Source organism: Stenotrophomonas sp. 220_Sma (assembly GCF_056487375.1).
In genome coordinates this window covers 4010225-4025157 of the sequence record NZ_CM151348.1, presented here as the reverse complement: position 1 = coordinate 4025157, position 14933 = coordinate 4010225, and the positions used below count along the sequence as shown (strand labels likewise).

The window sequence follows — 14933 nt, the reverse complement described above, 5'->3', positions numbered from 1 at the left end:
ACCATGATGACTTCCTGTCTGCGTATCGTGCCGCTGCTGCTGATCGGCGCTGTGGCTGGCCTGAGCGGCTGCAACAAATCGGCAGGGTTGTCGCTGGCCGACCCCAGCCTGGAGAAGGTGAACGCCTACATCGAGTGCTACAACGGCGTTGAACAACCCATTCACGAGGGTTTCCAGACCTACACCAGCTGGATGAAGGACCCTGAAGCCGGCCCGACCGGCAAGGAAGCGCAACCGCGTTCGCCCGGGAAGGTGCTGTCGCACCGCGTCGAGTACTGCGGCCAGCCACTGACCGACGCGCTGGCGAAGACCCCGGCCTTGCCGATGGATGGCCCCGCGCGTGACTATCAGCAGGCCTTCCAGGCATTGAACACCCTGGTCGAGCGCGCCGATGGATACTTCACCCGCGAGGATTATCGTCGTGATGGCGGTGAAGGGATGCGCAGCCAGCATGCCCCGCTGATGCAGGCCTATGCTGATTTCTTCAAGGCCAGCGAAGCGATGGATGTGGCGCTGGAAAAGAACGAGAACGATCGCCGTGCCGCGCAGCTGAAGCAGATCGAGGAGAGCGAAGGGCGCTCGCTGGCCTACTATCACCTTCGCCTGCTGGGCGACGGCAAGCTACTGGCCACGGCGTTCCAGGACGACGCACCGGATGTTGCGGCGCTGCGCGTGCAGCTGGCTGACTATCAGGCACTGGTGACGGAAATCCAGAACGGCGGCGTCGGCAAGGACGACCCGATGTGGGGCCACGTGCAGCGTTCGGCGGACAAGCTGGTGCGTACTGCGGGACGTGGCGTCGAGCGCCTGGAGCAGCACAAGCCGATCACCGCCGAAGCACTGGCGGCAGAGCGGAAGGCGTCGGGCAGTTGGCTCACCACCGACCCGGAAGGAGCGCAGTCAACGATCCTCGCCGCATACAATGATCTGGTGACCACCAGCAACCGCATGCGGTGAGCAACGGCACACGCATCCATGCGTAACCGCCGAGAGGTAGTGCCGGCCACTGGCCGGCATGTGCCTCAATGGTTGAACGCATCCGGCAGCTTGCCGCCGCACTTGCGGCAGTGCAGTGCATCCGGTTCATGGCCTTCCAGCCCACAGTCCGGGCAGCCGCGCGCATCGCGGCGCGCGGCCTGCTCGGCTTCACGCATGGTGCTGGCCAGTTCGGCGGTATAGATGCCGGTGGGCACGGCGATGATGCTGTAGCCGATCAGGATCAGCACCGAGGTGACGAAGCGGCCGAGCACGGTCTGCGGCACGATGTCGCCGAAACCGACCGTGGCCATGGTCACCACCGCCCAGTACATGCTGGCCGGGATGTTGGTGAAGCCGTGTTCGGGGCCCTCGATCACGTACATCAGAGCACCGGCGATGATGGTGATGGTGATCACCGTGAACAGGAACACCAACACCTTGCGCCGGCTGCGCCACAGTGACGTCATCAATACGCCGCTTTCCTCGATGTAGCGGGTCAGCTTGAGGATGCGGAACACGCGCAGGATGCGCAGCGCACGCACCACCAGCAGGCTCTGCGCGCCGGGGATGAACATCGACAGGTAGGCGGGCAGGATCGACAGCAGGTCGATGATGCCCCAGATACTCACCGCGTAGCGCAGCGGGCGCTTGACCACCGCCAGCCGCAGCAGGTACTCGGCGGTGAAGATGATCGTGAAGCCCCATTCCAGGATGTACAGGCCGGTGGACCATTCGGCATGCAGGTGCTGCACGCTGTCGATCATCACTACCAGGATGCTGGCGATGATCGCCACCACCAGGATCAGGTCGAAATTGCGCGAAGGCCGGGTGTCGTGGCGGTAGATGATGTCGAACCACCGACGGCGCCAGCCGGTCTCGGTGGCGGGGTTCAGCTGGGGGGCGGAAAACGGTCGCATGGGCGCATTGTGCCGCAGGGGTTCCGGCGCGAGAATGGGGATTCCTGAACCCTGCCGACTGCCATGACCGCCGCTACCGATCCGCTGATCTCCCTTTCGCACTATTACCTGCCGGTCTACAAGCCCCGCCAGGTGGTACTGGAGCGCGGCCAGGGCGCCCGCGTGTGGGACAGCCAGGGCCGTGAGTTCATCGACCTGGCCGCCGGCATCGCCGTGTGTGGCCTGGGCCACAACGACCCGGACCTGGTCGCCGCGCTGGTCGAGCAGGCCGGCAAGCTCTGGCACACCAGCAACGTGTTCTACAGCGCGCCGCCGTTGCACCTGGCCGAGGAGCTGGTGAAGGCCAGCCGCTTCGCCGAGCGCGTGTTCCTGTGCAATTCCGGCGCCGAAGCCAACGAAGTGGCGATCAAGATGGTCCGCAAGTGGGCCTCCAGCCAGGGCCGCCCGGCCGACAAGCGCGTCATCATCACCTTCCGCGGCAGCTTCCACGGCCGCACCATGGGCGCGGTGACCGCCACCGCTCAGCCGAAGTACCAGGAAGGCTACGAGCCGCTGCCCGGTGGCTTCCGCTACATCGATTTCAACGATGAGGTGCAGCTGGAAACCGCGATGGCCGCCGGCGACGTGGCCGCAGTGATGCTGGAGCCGATCCAGGGCGAGGGCGGCGTGATGCCGGCCAAGTCCGGTTTCCTCAAGCGCGTGCGCGAACTGTGCGACCAGCACAACGCACTGCTGGTGCTGGATGAAATCCAGGCCGGCATGGGCCGCACCGGCACGCTGTTCGCGCACTGGCAGGACGATGTGGTACCGGACATGGTCACCCTGGCCAAAGCGCTGGGTGGTGGCTTCCCGATCGGTGCGATGCTGGCCGGCCCGAAGGTGGCCGAAACCATGCAGTTCGGCGCACACGGCACTACCTTCGGCGGCAACCCGCTGGCGGCCGCAGTCGCGCGCGTGGCGCTGCGCAAGCTGGCCTCGGCGGAGATCGCCGCCAACGTCAGCCGCCAGTCGAAGGCGCTGCGCGATGGCTTCGCCCGCATCAACGACGAGTTCGGTGTGTTCAGCGACGTGCGTGGCCGTGGCCTGATGCTGGGCGCGGTGCTGAGCAAGGACTTCGCCGGCCAGGCCGGTGCGATCCTCGACCACGCCGCCGAGCAGGGCCTGCTGACCCTGCAGGCCGGCCCGGACGTGCTGCGCTTCGTGCCGTCGCTGAACATCACCGACGAAGAAGTGGCCGAAGGCCTGAAGCGCCTGCGCGCAGCGATTGCTGCTTTCATCGCCGCGCGCTGACGCCGCGGCGCTGGGGTCGGATCCCTCTCCTGCGGAGAGGGCTCTGACCCCGATCAGCTCACCGCGTAACGCTTCAACACCTTGCCCAATCCCCGGCCATCGCGCACGGTTTCCGCGTGCAGGCCGGCGGCGCGTGCGCCGCGCACGTTGGCGAACAGGTCATCGACGAACAGCGTGCGCGCAGGCGCCACGCCGAGTACCTCAAGCGTGCGCAGGAAGACTTCCGGCGCCGGTTTGCGCAGGCCGAAATCGGCGCTGCAGAACACGCGGTCCTGCAGGGCAGGGAACAGTTCCGGTAGCAGGGTGGGCAAGGCCTGTTGCATCAGCGCGCCGTTGTTGGTCAGCACTGCCATCGGCAACTGCAGGGCCTGCAGCCGCTGCAACACGGCAGCCTGCGGATGGCTGGCGGCCCGCCGCGCCGCGGTCCAAGCAGTCACATCGACCGTCGTGCCTAGAAGCTCTCCCAGCTGCGCCAGATAGGCCGGGCCATCCAGCGTGCCATTGTCATGTGCCGCTTCCAGCCCGCTGTCGTACAGCGCGGCCTGCACGGTTTCCGGCACGACATCCAGCGCCTGCGCAAGGTACAGCACGCGCTGCGCGCGCTGGTAGTGCACCAGCACGCCATCCACATCCAGCAGCAACAGGTCGATCCGCATTGGTCGAGCATGCCATTGCAGTGAACACGCGGGAAACCCTGGAGCAGCCATGCGACAGACGGTCGCAGACGCGGCCGCAGGGGCCTGCCTAGAATGGCGCTTGAATCCGCAGGAGATGCAACGATGAAGGCTTGGATGGTGGCAGTGGGACTGGGCGCGCTGATGCTGGCGCCGTCGGCGATGGCGCGGGTGTGTGCGGTGAGCATCGACAGCACCGACCAGATGAGCTTCAGCAGCCGCGAGATCAAGGTGGCCGCTGATTGCACCGCCGTGGACCTGACCCTGCGCCACACCGGCAAGCTGGCCGCTACCGCGATGGGCCACAACTGGGTGCTGACCCGCAGCGCGGATTACCAGCCGGTGGCGATGGCTGGCATGCGTATGACCCTGGCCGACAGCTACCTGCCGAAGGCCGACAAGCGCGTGCTGGCGCACACCAAGGTGATCGGCGGTGGTGAAACCGCGCGCGTGCGCTTCTCTACCCAGGGCCTGCAGAAGGGCGGTGACTACACCTTCTTCTGCTCGTTCCCCGGCCACTTCGCGATGATGAAGGGCAAGTTCGTCTTCGGTTGAGCAGCCACGCATGGCGTGGCTCTACCAGGAAAAAAAGGGGACGGAGGGGATTAAGTCGTTTGTGCACAAACGACTTAATCCCCTCCGTCCCCTTTTTCGTGCAGAGCGGGCTCAGCCCTTGGCGGCCTTGAACGCCACGCGTGCGGCGGCGAGGGTGGCCTCGATCACCGCATCGTCGTGGGCGCTGGACAGGAAGCCGGCCTCGTACGCCGACGGTGCCAGGAACACGCCCTGGTCCAGCATCGCGTGGAAGAAGCGGTTGAACGCCGGGATGTCACAGGCGGTGGCCTGCGCATAGGTCTCCACCTTCTCGCTGGTGAAGAACAGCCCGAACATCGCGCCCACGCAGGTGGTGGTCACGACCACGCCGGCGTCGGCGGCGGCCGCTTCCAGGCCGGCACACAGGCGCGCGGTGCGCTCGGCCAGGTCGGCGTGGAAACCCGGCTGCTGGATCAGTTCCAGCATCGCCAGGCCGGCGGCCATCGCCACCGGATTGCCGCTCAGCGTGCCGGCCTGGTAGATCGGGCCGGCCGGGGCGATCTGCTGCATCAGTTCGCGGCGGCCGCCGTAGGCACCCACCGGCATGCCGCCGCCGATGATCTTGCCGAAGGTGGTCAGGTCCGGGGTGATGCCGTAGTGCGCCTGTGCACCGCCAAGGGCAACGCGGAAACCGGTCATCACTTCGTCGAAGATCAGCAGCGCGCCATGCTTCGTGCACAGGTCGCGCAGGTGCTGCAGGTAGCCTTCGCGTGGCGGAATGCAGTTGGCGTTGCCGACCACCGGTTCGATGATCAGGCCGGCGATGTCGTCACCCTGCTGTTCGAACAGGGCAGTGGCCGCTTCGAAGTCGTTGTAGGGCAGGGTCAGGGTCAGTTCGCTCAGGCCGGCCGGCACGCCCGGCGAGGTCGGCACGCCCAGCGTCAGCATGCCGCTGCCGGCCTTCACCAGGAACGAGTCGCCATGGCCGTGGTAGCAGCCTTCGAACTTGACGATGCGGTTGCGGCCGGTGGCGCCGCGCGCCAGCCGGATCGCCGACAGCGTGGCTTCAGTGCCGGAGTTGACCATGCGCACCATCTCGCACGACGGCACCAGTCGGGTGATGGTCTCGGCCATGGTCACTTCGGCCGCGCAGGGCGCGCCGAAGGACAGGCCATTGTCGATCGCCTTCTTCACCGCCTGGCGGACGGCCGGATGGTTGTGGCCGACGATCATCGGGCCCCAGGAACCGACATAGTCGATGTAGCGGTTGCCGTCGACGTCGTACAGGTAGGCGCCATCGGCGCGCTCGACGAAGAACGGTTCGCCGCCGACCGATTTGAACGCGCGCACCGGCGAATTGACGCCGCCCGGCAGCAGCTGCTGGGCGCGGGAGAACAGGGCGTGGGACTGGTCGTGGTTCATGCGGATTTCCTGGGCATTACGCGAACTGGGCGAGGTAGGCGCGCTGGACCACAACCGGGTCTTCGGCGGCGAACACGCTGCTGACCACGGCGACCAGATCGGCGCCGGCGTCGATGATGGGACCGACATTGTCCGGCGTCAGGCCGCCGATCGCCACCCGCGGCACGCCCAGTGCGGCGCTTTGCCGCAGCAGGTCGGTATGGGCGCGGCTGCTGGTGATCTTGGTGGTGGTCGGGAAGAACGCGCCGAAGGCCACGTAGCTGGCGCCGGCCGCCACGGCCTGCTCGGCGTTGGCGAGCTGGTCGTAGCAGGAGGCGCCGATGATGGCGTCCGCGCCGAGCAGGGCACGCGCGCTGGGGATATCGCCATCGGTGCCGCCCAGGTGCACGCCGGCGGCGCCGACCGCCTTGGCCAGCGCCGGGTCGTCGTTGACGATCAGCGGCACGCCGTGTTCCGCGCACAGCGCCTGCAGGGCGGTGGCCTGCTCCCGCCGCAGCGCGTCGCTGGCGGTCTTGTTGCGGTACTGCAGCCAGGTGGCGCCGGCGGCCAGCAGCGGCGCGGTGCGGGCCAGCAGGCGTGCGGTATCGGGCTCGTCCGGGGTGATCAGGTAGACGCCGCGGGGCGCCGGGGAAGCAGAAGTCATCGATGGCTACCGGTGAGTGGACCGCGATGGGACAATGGCGGCCCGTGAATCCAGCCCTGATTATCCGATGAGCGATGCCACCCCCACCACCTTGCGTACCTGGATGTGCGTGGTCTGCGGCTTTCTTTACAGCGAAGCGGAAGGCTTGCCGGAAGAAGGCATCGCGCCGGGGACGCGCTGGGAAGACATTCCCGAGACCTGGACCTGCCCGGATTGCGGCGTGACCAAGGCCGATTTCGAGATGGTCGAGGTCGATTGATGGCGGGGCCTGCAGGCCCTTCTGTGGGTGCGGACCGTTGGTCCGCACACCGGACACCCTCAATGCAGCCGTGGCACCGGCCCACCGAGGTCGATCAGCTTCTCGCGCAGCCACTGCGCATCGCTGGCTTCCGGGTTGCGCTTCAGATACTGCCCCAGGTCATGCCGGGCACCGGCCAGGTACTCCAGCTGCAGGTAGGCCAGGCCGCGATCACGCAGCGCGTCGTCCTGCTCCGGGGCCAGCTTCAGCAGGCGGTCGGCACTGCGCGCGGCGCGGTCCCATTCGCCGGCTTCGGCATACACGCCGTGCAGGTTACGCAGCATGCGCATCAGGATCGCGCGCGCCGGCGCCGGGTCGAGGATCTGCGCCAGCACCTGGTCGTCGGGCATCTGCCCGCCCAGGTGTGACTTGGCCCGCTCGCGCAGTTCGTCCACGTCCAGCGGGCGGCCGCCATTGAACGGGTCCATCACCAGCACGCCGTCGCCCACCGGCAGGCGCACCAGGAAGTGGCCGGGGAAGGACACGCCGTCGAGCGGGATTCCCAGTCGGCGCGCGACTTCCATCTGCACCAGCGCCAGCGAGATCGGGTTTCCCAGGCGGCGCTCGAATACCTGGTTGAGGTAGCTGTTGCGCGGGTCGTAGTACTCGTCGTGGTCGCCGCTGTAGCCCAGCTCGTCGAACAGATGGCGATTGATCGCTGCCATCTTCAATGGGCTGTTGTCGATGCTGTCCACTTCCGAACGGAGGTGGTCGACATGGCTCTGGATCAGCGCGTCGTAGGTGGACGGCTGCAGATCGGGGTATTCATCGCGCGCGATCAGCAGCGCGGTCGGCAACAGTGGCAGCGCCTCGTCTTCGAGGTCGGCCAGTGCATCCCAGTCGGGGAGTGAGATCCGGTCCTGCATGACCACAGACTGGCGTCATTCGCAGGCGGTTTCAAGCGGTGCCGCGTGAAAAGAACATCGCCTTGGAAATGTCGTGTCGACCAAGGTCGACACCTGCCAACAGCCGCCGGCCAACTGTCAGAGGTGGGGCGGTGTGGCCTTGCAGGACCGCAGGCGCCATGGATGGCGCCTACGAGCCCCCAGGGACGGGTTTACGGCGTGTCCTGCAAGTCCACACCGCCCCGCCATCCCTCGGTAACCCAGCTTTTGCCTTTGATGTTGATTCGGCGGGTGCCGGCCGCTGGCCGGCCGCATCGTTTACTTTTCGATGCCCGGGCCGAAGGTCAGCTGGGTGCCGTCCTTCAGCTTGAGCTTCTCGGCCTGACCGGCGTTGAGCTCCAGCACATAGCGCGCCGGGCCACCGCTGGGGTAGGGCGGGCACATGTCGCCGGCCGAGCACGGCGGCACGTCGCGCTGCTGGCTGACCAGCTTGCGCTGGCTGTCGAAGTACAGGATGTCCAGCGCAAGCTTGGTGTTCTTCATCCAGTACGCCTGCATTTCCTCGCGGTCGTGGATGAACAGCATGCCGTGATCGGCGGCCATCTGGTCGCGGAACATCAACCCGCGCGCGCGGGTTTCATCGTTGGTGGCCAGCTCCACCTGGTAGCGGGCGCCATCCAGCTCGACCCAATGGCGGGCCGCGTCGGTAGCACAGCCGGCCAGGGCCAGCAGCGGAAGCATCAGCAGCGAACGCAACAGCGACATCGTCAGGATCCTTCGAAAGGGTCAGAGCACGACCGGCGGCTCACCACCGACGATCACCACATCGGCGCGACGGCGCGCGAACAGGCCCACGCAGACCACGCCGGGCAGCTGGTTGAGCTCGCGCTCCAGCTTTTCCGGATCGGTGATCTGCAGGTTGTGGATGTCCAGGATCTGGTTGCCGTTGTCGGTGACCACGCCTTCGCGCCAGGTCGGCTGGCCGCCGGTCATGTCGCGGATCTGGCGGGCGACCAGGCTGCGCGCCATCGGGATCACTTCCACCGGCAGCGGGAACTTGCCCAGCACCGGCACCTGCTTGCTCGGGTCGACGATGCAGATGAAGCGCTCGCTGGCCTCGGCGATGATCTTCTCGCGGGTCAGCGCGGCGCCGCCGCCCTTGATCAGGCACTTGTTGGCATCGCACTCATCGGCGCCGTCCACGTACAGCGACAGGTTGCCGCTGTGGTTCAGCTCGATCACCTCGATGCCGTGCTGCTTCAGGCGCGCGGTGCTCTGTTCGGAGCTGGACACGGCACCCTTGATGCGGTGCTGGATGCGGGCCAGGGCATCGATGAAATAGGCCACGGTGGAACCGGTGCCGACACCGACGATCATGCCGTCTTCAACGTACTCGATGGCTTTCTCGGCGGCCAGGCGCTTGGCTTCGGACATGGGAGAACTCTCAGGCAGGGAATCAGGATTTCTTTTCCAGCGACAGCAGCAGCTTCCACTGCGCGGCGGTCACCGGGAACACCGACAGGCGGTTGCCCTTGGCAACCAGCGGGAAGCCCTCGCCGAGTTCTTCGGCGTGCAGCTTGATCTCGTCCAGCGCGATCACCTGCTTGAGCTTGCGGTCGAAGGCAACGTCCACCAGCATCCAGCGCGGGTTCTCGCGCGTGCTCTTGGGATCGTGGTAGTCGGATGTCGGGTCGAACTGGGTGTCGTCCGGGTAGGCCGGGCTGGCCACGGTGGCCAGGCCAACGATGCCCGGCACCTTGGTATTGGAGTGGTAGAACAGGATGCCGTCACCCACCTGCATGCCATCGCGCATGAAATTGCGCGCCTGGTAGTTGCGCACCCCGTTCCAGGGTTCGACCTTGACCTTGGCCAGGTCATCGATGGAGAAGGCGTCCGGTTCGGATTTCATCAGCCAGTAGCGCTTGCGGGCGGTCATGCGTTCACGGGGGCAGCGGAGGGGAACAGGGGGCCGTCTTCGGTGCAGATCGCATCCACCGGCACGTCCCACGACGCCACCGGCAAGGACTCGACCTGCTGCACCGCGAATGCAGCGCCGACCAGCCAGGGCGGCGCCGGCCGGTCGTGGCGGAAGGCGAAGCTGCGATCATACCAGCCGCCCCCCATGCCCAGCCGCCGGCACTGTGTGTCGAAGCCCACCAGCGGGGTCACTACCAGCGCCATCTGCGCCGGTTCCAGGGTGTCTTCCACCGCCACGTCCGGCTCGGGGATGCCGTAACGGTTGCTGGTCAATGCTTGCCCGGGGCGCCACGGTGCGAAGCGCAGCACGTCACCCGCCAGTACCGGCAGGCAGTAGGTCAGTGTGTCGGGTAACTGCACCTGCCACCGGTGCAAGGCGATTTCGCCATCCAGCGCCCAGTAGCCGGCCACGGCGCCTTCGCGCGGGGCGAACGGCAGGGCCAGCAGGGCATCGGCGAGGGATTCGGCGGCGGCAATGCGCTCAGCGGCGGAAAGGTCGCGGCGGCGTTGCCGCAGGTCGTGGCGCAGGGCCTGGCGCGGGTCGGTCATGGCAGCGTGCGGCAAGGATCAGCCGTCATTGTGCCGGAAAGAACAAGGGCGACGCCCGAAGACGCCGCCCTTGCTGGAATATTGCATTCTCCGCAATGTCGATGCATGCGAAACGACCTTGAACCCGGGGGCTCAAGTGGGAACGCTGGAGAACCATCGGGCTTCCCGCTACAAGGCGGACCTGCACTCCCGGCGCTGTCGCGCTCCCGGTGTCGTTCTTAAGGGACAAGGCGAATGTTTGCACATGCCGTCGAGTACCGCAGAGAACGCGTGGCCATTATAGCCAGCACGCAGGATCTGGATAGGCCGTTCGTCGGCAACAGTCCGTGCCAATTCAGATATGAGAAAAGGGGACGGAGGGGATTAAGACGTTTCCGGCACGGAAGGGGCGAATGCGCCTTGATTCCCTCCGTCCCCTCTTCTACGGGGTGCCGTCGATCGCGCGGTCCAGGCGCCGGTTCAGGTCGGCCAGCGTCTGCTGCAGGGCGACTGCCTGGCGGGCGTTCTCGTCGCGCAGCAGTTGCAGTTCATGGGCCAGGTTCAACGCCGCCAGCACGGCGACGCGGTCGACCGCGGCCATGCGGTTGCTGCCGCGGATTTCGCGCATGCGCGCATCGAGCAGGCGCGCGGCCGCCATCAGGCTGTCGCGTTCATCGCCGCCGACACCCACGGTGTATTCACGATCGAGGATGCGGACACTGACCGGTTCGGCGCTCATGTGTGCTGCTCCAGGGATTTGAGCCGGCTGATCATTGCTTCCACCCGCGAGCGTGCCTGCTCGTTCTTGGCCAGCAGCGTGGAACGCTCGGCCACCAGCTGTTCCTGCTGGTGGCGCAGGCTGCGGTTCTCCTCGGCCAGGCGCTGGTTGCGTTCAAGCAACGCTTCCACGCGGGCAGCGAAGTCCTGCAGCTGGGCAAGGGGATCGGCGGGTTCCATACGGGCACGATAGGCAAGCCGGGTAAGGGCGGTCAAGCGTTGTCGCAGCAAGGCCTGACGGTCGCAGAGAGGATGCCGTCGGGTTGCTACACTACGGGGTCTCACGGGCGCGCGCGTGCGCGCCCCGGGTTTCCTTTCCGAACGAGCCGCACGATGACCGAACTTCCCTCCGTCGACGACGTTACCCGCGCCAGCCAGGAACTGGGCCTGGGCGCCACCGCTGCCGAGCTGCACGGCGCACTGTGCGGCTGGCTGGCCGCCGGTGGTGCCCCCGGCAATGATTGGCCGGCGCGTGTGCTGGCCGACGACAACCTGCCGCCGGTGGCCGCCGACAGCGTGCTGGGGCAGCTGCTGCAGGTCACCATCAAGCAACTGGAAGACCGCGATTTCGCCTTCGAACTGCTGCTGACCGATGGCGACGACGTGTCCGCGCAGGCTGATGCCATGTTCAGCTGGACCCGTTCCTTCCTGGGCGGCTTCGGCCTGGGCAGCGGCGGCCGCCGCCCGACCCTGTCCGAAGAGGGCGAAGAAGCGCTGACCGACATGGCCAGCCTGGCCCGTGCCTCCAGCGAGGATTTCGAGGCCGGTGGCGATGACGATGACGAAGCCCTGTCCGAGATCGAGGAATTCATCCGCGTGGCGGTACTGCTGCTGCACGGTGACGTGGTGCTGGCCTCGCGCCATCGGCAGCGCCTGAACTGATGGACATCAAGCAGCGCACCGGCATCGCGGCCGGCGAATACAAGCGTCGCCGCCGCCAGCTGATGGACATGGCCGGCGAGGATGCGATCCTGGTGCTTCCCGCCGCGGCCGAGAAGGTGCGCAGCCTCGATACCCATTACCCGTTCCGGCAGGATTCGGACTTCCAGTACCTGAGCGGCTTCCCGGAGCCGGAAGCGGTGCTGGTGTTGATCCCGGGCCGCCGCCACGGCGAGGCCATCCTGTTCTGCCGTGAGCGCGACGCCGAGCGCGAGGCCTGGGACGGCAGCCGCGCCGGCCAGGAAGGCGCGGTGGCGCAGTACGGCATGGACGATGCGTACCCGATCGACGATCTGGACGACATCCTGCCGGGCCTGCTGGAAGGGCGTTCGCGCGTCTATTACCACTTCGGCCGCGACGCCGATTTCGACCTGAAGCTGATCGGCTGGGTCAACCGCGTGCGTTCGCAGGTGCGCCACGGCGCGCAGCCGCCGCATGAGTTCCTGGAGCTGGGCCACCTGCTGCATGAGCAGCGCCTGTTCAAGTCCGGTGCTGAAGTGGCGCTGATGCACCACGCCGCGCAGATCAGCGTGCGTGCACATCTGGCGGCGATGAAAGCGGCGAAGGCCGGCATCCACGAATACGAACTGCAGGCCGAACTGGAACGCGTGTTCCGCGCCAACGACGCGGTGCCGGCCTATTGCAGCATCGTCGGTGCAGGTCGCAACGGCTGCATCCTGCACTACCGCGACAACAACGCACGTTCGCGCGATGGTGAGCTGGTGCTGATCGACGCCGGTGCCGAATACCGCGGCTATGCCAGCGACATCACCCGCACGTTCCCGGTGAACGGCCGCTTCAGCGCCGAGCAGCGCGCGCTGCACGACCTGGTCGGTGACGCGCAGGCCGCGGCACTGGCCCAGGCCAAGCCGGGCGTGGCCTACGAGATGGGTCACCTGGCGGCGGTGCAGACCCTGACCGAAGGCCTGCTGCGGCTGGGCCTGCTGAAGGGCACGCTGGAAAAGAACCTGTCCGAGGGCCTGTACCAGCGTTTCTACCGGCACAAGACCGGGCACTGGATCGGCATGGACGTGCACGACGTGGGTGACTATCGCCTGGCCGGCGATTCGCGCCTGCTGGAGCCGGGCATGGCATTCACCATCGAGCCGGGGCTGTATATCGGCGTGGACGATACGACGGTGGAACCGCGCTGGCGCGGTATCGGGATCCGTACCGAGGATGACGTGCTGATCACCGATGACGGGCATCGCGTGCTGACCGAAGGCCTGGCGCGCAGCGCCGACGAGATTGAAGCGGTGATGGCGGGGTAAGGGGTTTCGGCAGGGCTTGCAGCCCTGCACCTGCAGAGGCAACAGCCAAAGCCAAGGCCAAAGCGGGCTATCCGTGGGATGGCGGGGCACGGTGGGTTTGCGGGGACGCCGTGAATCCATCCCTGGAGGCTTGGTCGCCGCATCCATGCGGCTCACACCCCGCAAACCCACCGTGCCCCGCCTTCGACAGGTTCACGCGGCTGTTGGTGGGTGCCGACCGTTGGTCGGCACATCTGTCAGATATCGAATGAATCATCCACGCATGGCGTGGATCTACTGGCCACTGCGGCCGTTGGAACGCGCGGCTGTTGGTAGGTGTCGACCTTGGTCGACACAGAGCGAGTGCAGCGAGCGACCCGCTTCTGCTTTTCTTTTCTCTTTTCCGTGGTTGAACGCGGCAGGAAACTGTCAGAGGCAGGGCTTTTGACTTCTGCGACCAACCACGAGGGGCTCAGCCGTTGGCCGCCGCAAACTCCGGCCGCGTCAGGTTGTCCGCCTCGCCTTCAGTGCACAGCACTTCGTCTTCAATGCGGATGCCGCCATACGGACGGAAGAAATCCACGCGGTCCCAGTTGATCGCATCGCCATGGCCGGCATCCTTCACTTCATTCAACAGCATGTCGATGAAGTACAGGCCCGGTTCGATGGTCACCACCATGCCCGGTTCCAGCACGCGGGTCAGGCGCAGGTACGGGTGGCCGGCCGGGCGCTCGATGCGGCCACCCTCGTCGCTGGCCGCGAAACCGGCCACGTCGTGCACCTGCAGGCCGATCAGGTGACCGATGCCATGCGGGAAGAACGCGGCGCTGACGCCGGTTTCCACTGCGGTCTGCGGCGAGACCTTGATCACGCCGAAGTCCTTCAGCACGCCCATCAGCGAAAGATGTGCGTCCACGTGCAGCTGCTTGTAGTCGAAGCCCGGGCGCACCGCTGCGCACATCTGCTGCTGGGCACCGTCGACGGCGGCGATCATCGCGGCGAACTCGTCGTGGCCCTGCGCGGCGTAGGTGCGGGTGATGTCGCTGGCGTAGCCGTGCGCGCTGGCACCAGCATCGATCAGGAAGCTGCGCAGCGGCTGCGGCGCCTTGCGGCCCAGCTCGGTGTAATGCAGCACGGCGGCATGTTCGTTCAACGCCACGATGTTGCCGTAGGGCAGCTCGTTGGCGTCCTGGCCGACGGCCTGGCAGTACGCCATGTGGATGCTGAACTCGTCGGCGCCGTTGCGGAACGCGGCTTCGGCGGCACGGTGGCCGCGCACGCCCAGCACCTGCGCCTGGCGCATCAGCGCGATTTCATACGGCGTCTTGCTGCCGCGGTGCCATTCCAGGTAGTTCACCACCGGCGCCGGGTTGTTCGGCACGTAGTTGCCCAGCGTGCTCTGCGGCTCGCCGAGGATCGCGCAGCGCGACGGGTCGGCCGGCAGCAGGGCCAGCGCCTCTTCGGGCTTGCGGATGATGTGGATGTCGAAGTGCTCCACCCACCAGCCGCTGGGGGCGTCCGGTACCACGTGCCAGTAATCGAACGGCTGGTGGAAGATCACCGCCGGACGCTTGCCGGGGGTGAACACGATCCAGCTGTTGGGCACGCGGGTCAGCGGCAGCCAGGCCTTGAACTGCGGATTCACCGCATACGGGTAGTCGCGGTCGTCGAACACCTGGTAGTGCAGGGTGCCGCTGGGCACCACCAGGTGATCGAAGCCGCCGCGGGCCAGCGCCTGTTCGGCGCGTCGGCACAGCACGGCCAGGTGGTCGGGATACAGGGCGCCGGGGTCTTGCTGGATCATTGCGGTGGCTCGACACGGAAAACGGCCCTAGATTCTGCCGCATACCGCGAAAAACCG

General features: G+C 66.7%; 18 protein-coding genes and 1 other RNA gene. 6 read left to right on the top strand and 13 right to left on the bottom strand.

Translation table 11 applies throughout. The features are described from left to right. Window positions 1-6: 6 nt before the first annotated feature. Window positions 7-957, top strand: a complete 951-nt coding sequence (locus ACZLIB_RS18830; RefSeq protein ID WP_049460660.1) for a YiiG family protein — start codon at window positions 7-9, stop codon at window positions 955-957. Between the two features lie 65 nt (window positions 958-1022). On the opposite strand, the gene ACZLIB_RS18825 is transcribed toward ACZLIB_RS18830, so the two are convergent. Further along, entirely contained in the window at window positions 1023-1895 is an 873-nt protein-coding gene (locus ACZLIB_RS18825) for an ion transporter (RefSeq protein WP_032128376.1), read from the bottom strand. Between the two features lie 63 nt (window positions 1896-1958). Here ACZLIB_RS18825 and ACZLIB_RS18820 point away from each other — a divergent pair, with 63 nt between their 5' ends. Next, complete coding sequence (locus ACZLIB_RS18820; RefSeq protein ID WP_006467246.1) at window positions 1959-3185, top strand: acetylornithine transaminase; 1227 nt, start codon at window positions 1959-1961, stop codon at window positions 3183-3185. Between the two features lie 53 nt (window positions 3186-3238). Here the strand turns inward: ACZLIB_RS18820 and ACZLIB_RS18815 are convergent, their stop codons facing one another. Then, window positions 3239-3841, bottom strand: a complete 603-nt coding sequence (locus tag ACZLIB_RS18815) for an HAD-IA family hydrolase (RefSeq protein ID WP_149908744.1) — start codon at window positions 3839-3841, stop codon at window positions 3239-3241. 123 nt (window positions 3842-3964) lie between these two features. Between ACZLIB_RS18815 and azu the strand changes: the two genes are divergently transcribed. Further along, a complete protein-coding gene (gene azu / locus ACZLIB_RS18810; protein ID WP_049460658.1) occupies window positions 3965-4414 on the top strand; it encodes an azurin in 450 nt (149 codons plus the stop codon). A gap of 111 nt (window positions 4415-4525) precedes the next feature. Here azu and hemL read toward each other — a convergent pair whose 3' ends face one another. Together hemL and thiE are read right to left on the bottom strand one after the other, a co-directional pair. Then, entirely contained in the window at window positions 4526-5815 is a 1290-nt protein-coding gene (gene hemL, locus ACZLIB_RS18805) for a glutamate-1-semialdehyde 2,1-aminomutase (protein ID WP_478468400.1), read from the bottom strand. A 16-nt stretch (window positions 5816-5831) separates the two neighbouring features. Beyond that, window positions 5832-6458, bottom strand: a complete 627-nt coding sequence (gene thiE / locus ACZLIB_RS18800; protein WP_478468398.1) for a thiamine phosphate synthase — start codon at window positions 6456-6458, stop codon at window positions 5832-5834. 34 nt (window positions 6459-6492) lie between these two features. On the opposite strand from thiE, the gene ACZLIB_RS18795 reads away from it, so the two are divergent. Continuing rightward, window positions 6493-6717, top strand: a complete 225-nt coding sequence (locus tag ACZLIB_RS18795) for a rubredoxin (RefSeq protein ID WP_014038358.1) — start codon at window positions 6493-6495, stop codon at window positions 6715-6717. Between the two features lie 59 nt (window positions 6718-6776). Here the strand turns inward: ACZLIB_RS18795 and ACZLIB_RS18790 are convergent, their stop codons facing one another. The 8 genes from ACZLIB_RS18790 to ACZLIB_RS18755 form a co-directional block, all read right to left on the bottom strand. Next, window positions 6777-7622 (bottom strand): SirB1 family protein, encoded by an 846-nt coding sequence (locus ACZLIB_RS18790; protein WP_478468397.1) that lies wholly within the window; start codon window positions 7620-7622, stop codon window positions 6777-6779. A 297-nt stretch (window positions 7623-7919) separates the two neighbouring features. Beyond that, on the bottom strand, window positions 7920-8366 hold the full coding sequence (locus ACZLIB_RS18785) for a DUF192 domain-containing protein (protein WP_032128371.1): 447 nt from the start codon (window positions 8364-8366) through the stop codon (window positions 7920-7922). A gap of 21 nt (window positions 8367-8387) precedes the next feature. Then, complete coding sequence (gene rpiA / locus ACZLIB_RS18780) at window positions 8388-9035, bottom strand: ribose-5-phosphate isomerase RpiA (RefSeq protein ID WP_006389802.1); 648 nt, start codon at window positions 9033-9035, stop codon at window positions 8388-8390. 22 nt (window positions 9036-9057) lie between these two features. Further along, a complete protein-coding gene (locus ACZLIB_RS18775; RefSeq protein ID WP_227854037.1) occupies window positions 9058-9537 on the bottom strand; it encodes an EVE domain-containing protein in 480 nt (159 codons plus the stop codon). Then, a complete protein-coding gene (locus ACZLIB_RS18770; RefSeq protein ID WP_478468396.1) occupies window positions 9534-10127 on the bottom strand; it encodes a 5-formyltetrahydrofolate cyclo-ligase in 594 nt (197 codons plus the stop codon). Before ACZLIB_RS18770 ends, ACZLIB_RS18775 begins: the two co-directional genes overlap by 4 nt. Before the next feature lie 83 nt (window positions 10128-10210). After that, a non-coding RNA gene (gene ssrS, locus ACZLIB_RS18765) (6S RNA) lies at window positions 10211-10396 on the bottom strand. 152 nt (window positions 10397-10548) lie between these two features. Next, complete coding sequence (locus tag ACZLIB_RS18760) at window positions 10549-10845, bottom strand: cell division protein ZapA (protein ID WP_005410899.1); 297 nt, start codon at window positions 10843-10845, stop codon at window positions 10549-10551. Continuing rightward, window positions 10842-11063 (bottom strand): TIGR02449 family protein, encoded by a 222-nt coding sequence (locus ACZLIB_RS18755; protein WP_005410898.1) that lies wholly within the window; start codon window positions 11061-11063, stop codon window positions 10842-10844. Before ACZLIB_RS18755 ends, ACZLIB_RS18760 begins: the two co-directional genes overlap by 4 nt. Before the next feature lie 153 nt (window positions 11064-11216). Here ACZLIB_RS18755 and ACZLIB_RS18750 point away from each other — a divergent pair, with 153 nt between their 5' ends. After that, complete coding sequence (locus tag ACZLIB_RS18750; RefSeq protein WP_032128368.1) at window positions 11217-11765, top strand: YecA/YgfB family protein; 549 nt, start codon at window positions 11217-11219, stop codon at window positions 11763-11765. 5 nt (window positions 11766-11770) lie between these two features. Next, window positions 11771-13093, top strand: coding sequence for an aminopeptidase P N-terminal domain-containing protein (locus tag ACZLIB_RS18745; RefSeq protein WP_100437673.1), 1323 nt, complete (start codon window positions 11771-11773; stop codon window positions 13091-13093). Between the two features lie 451 nt (window positions 13094-13544). Here the strand turns inward: ACZLIB_RS18745 and pepQ are convergent, their stop codons facing one another. Next, window positions 13545-14876: a Xaa-Pro dipeptidase gene (gene pepQ / locus ACZLIB_RS18740; protein ID WP_478468395.1), complete on the bottom strand. Its 1332-nt coding sequence runs from the start codon at window positions 14874-14876 to the stop codon at window positions 13545-13547. Window positions 14877-14933: the final 57 nt, after the last annotated feature.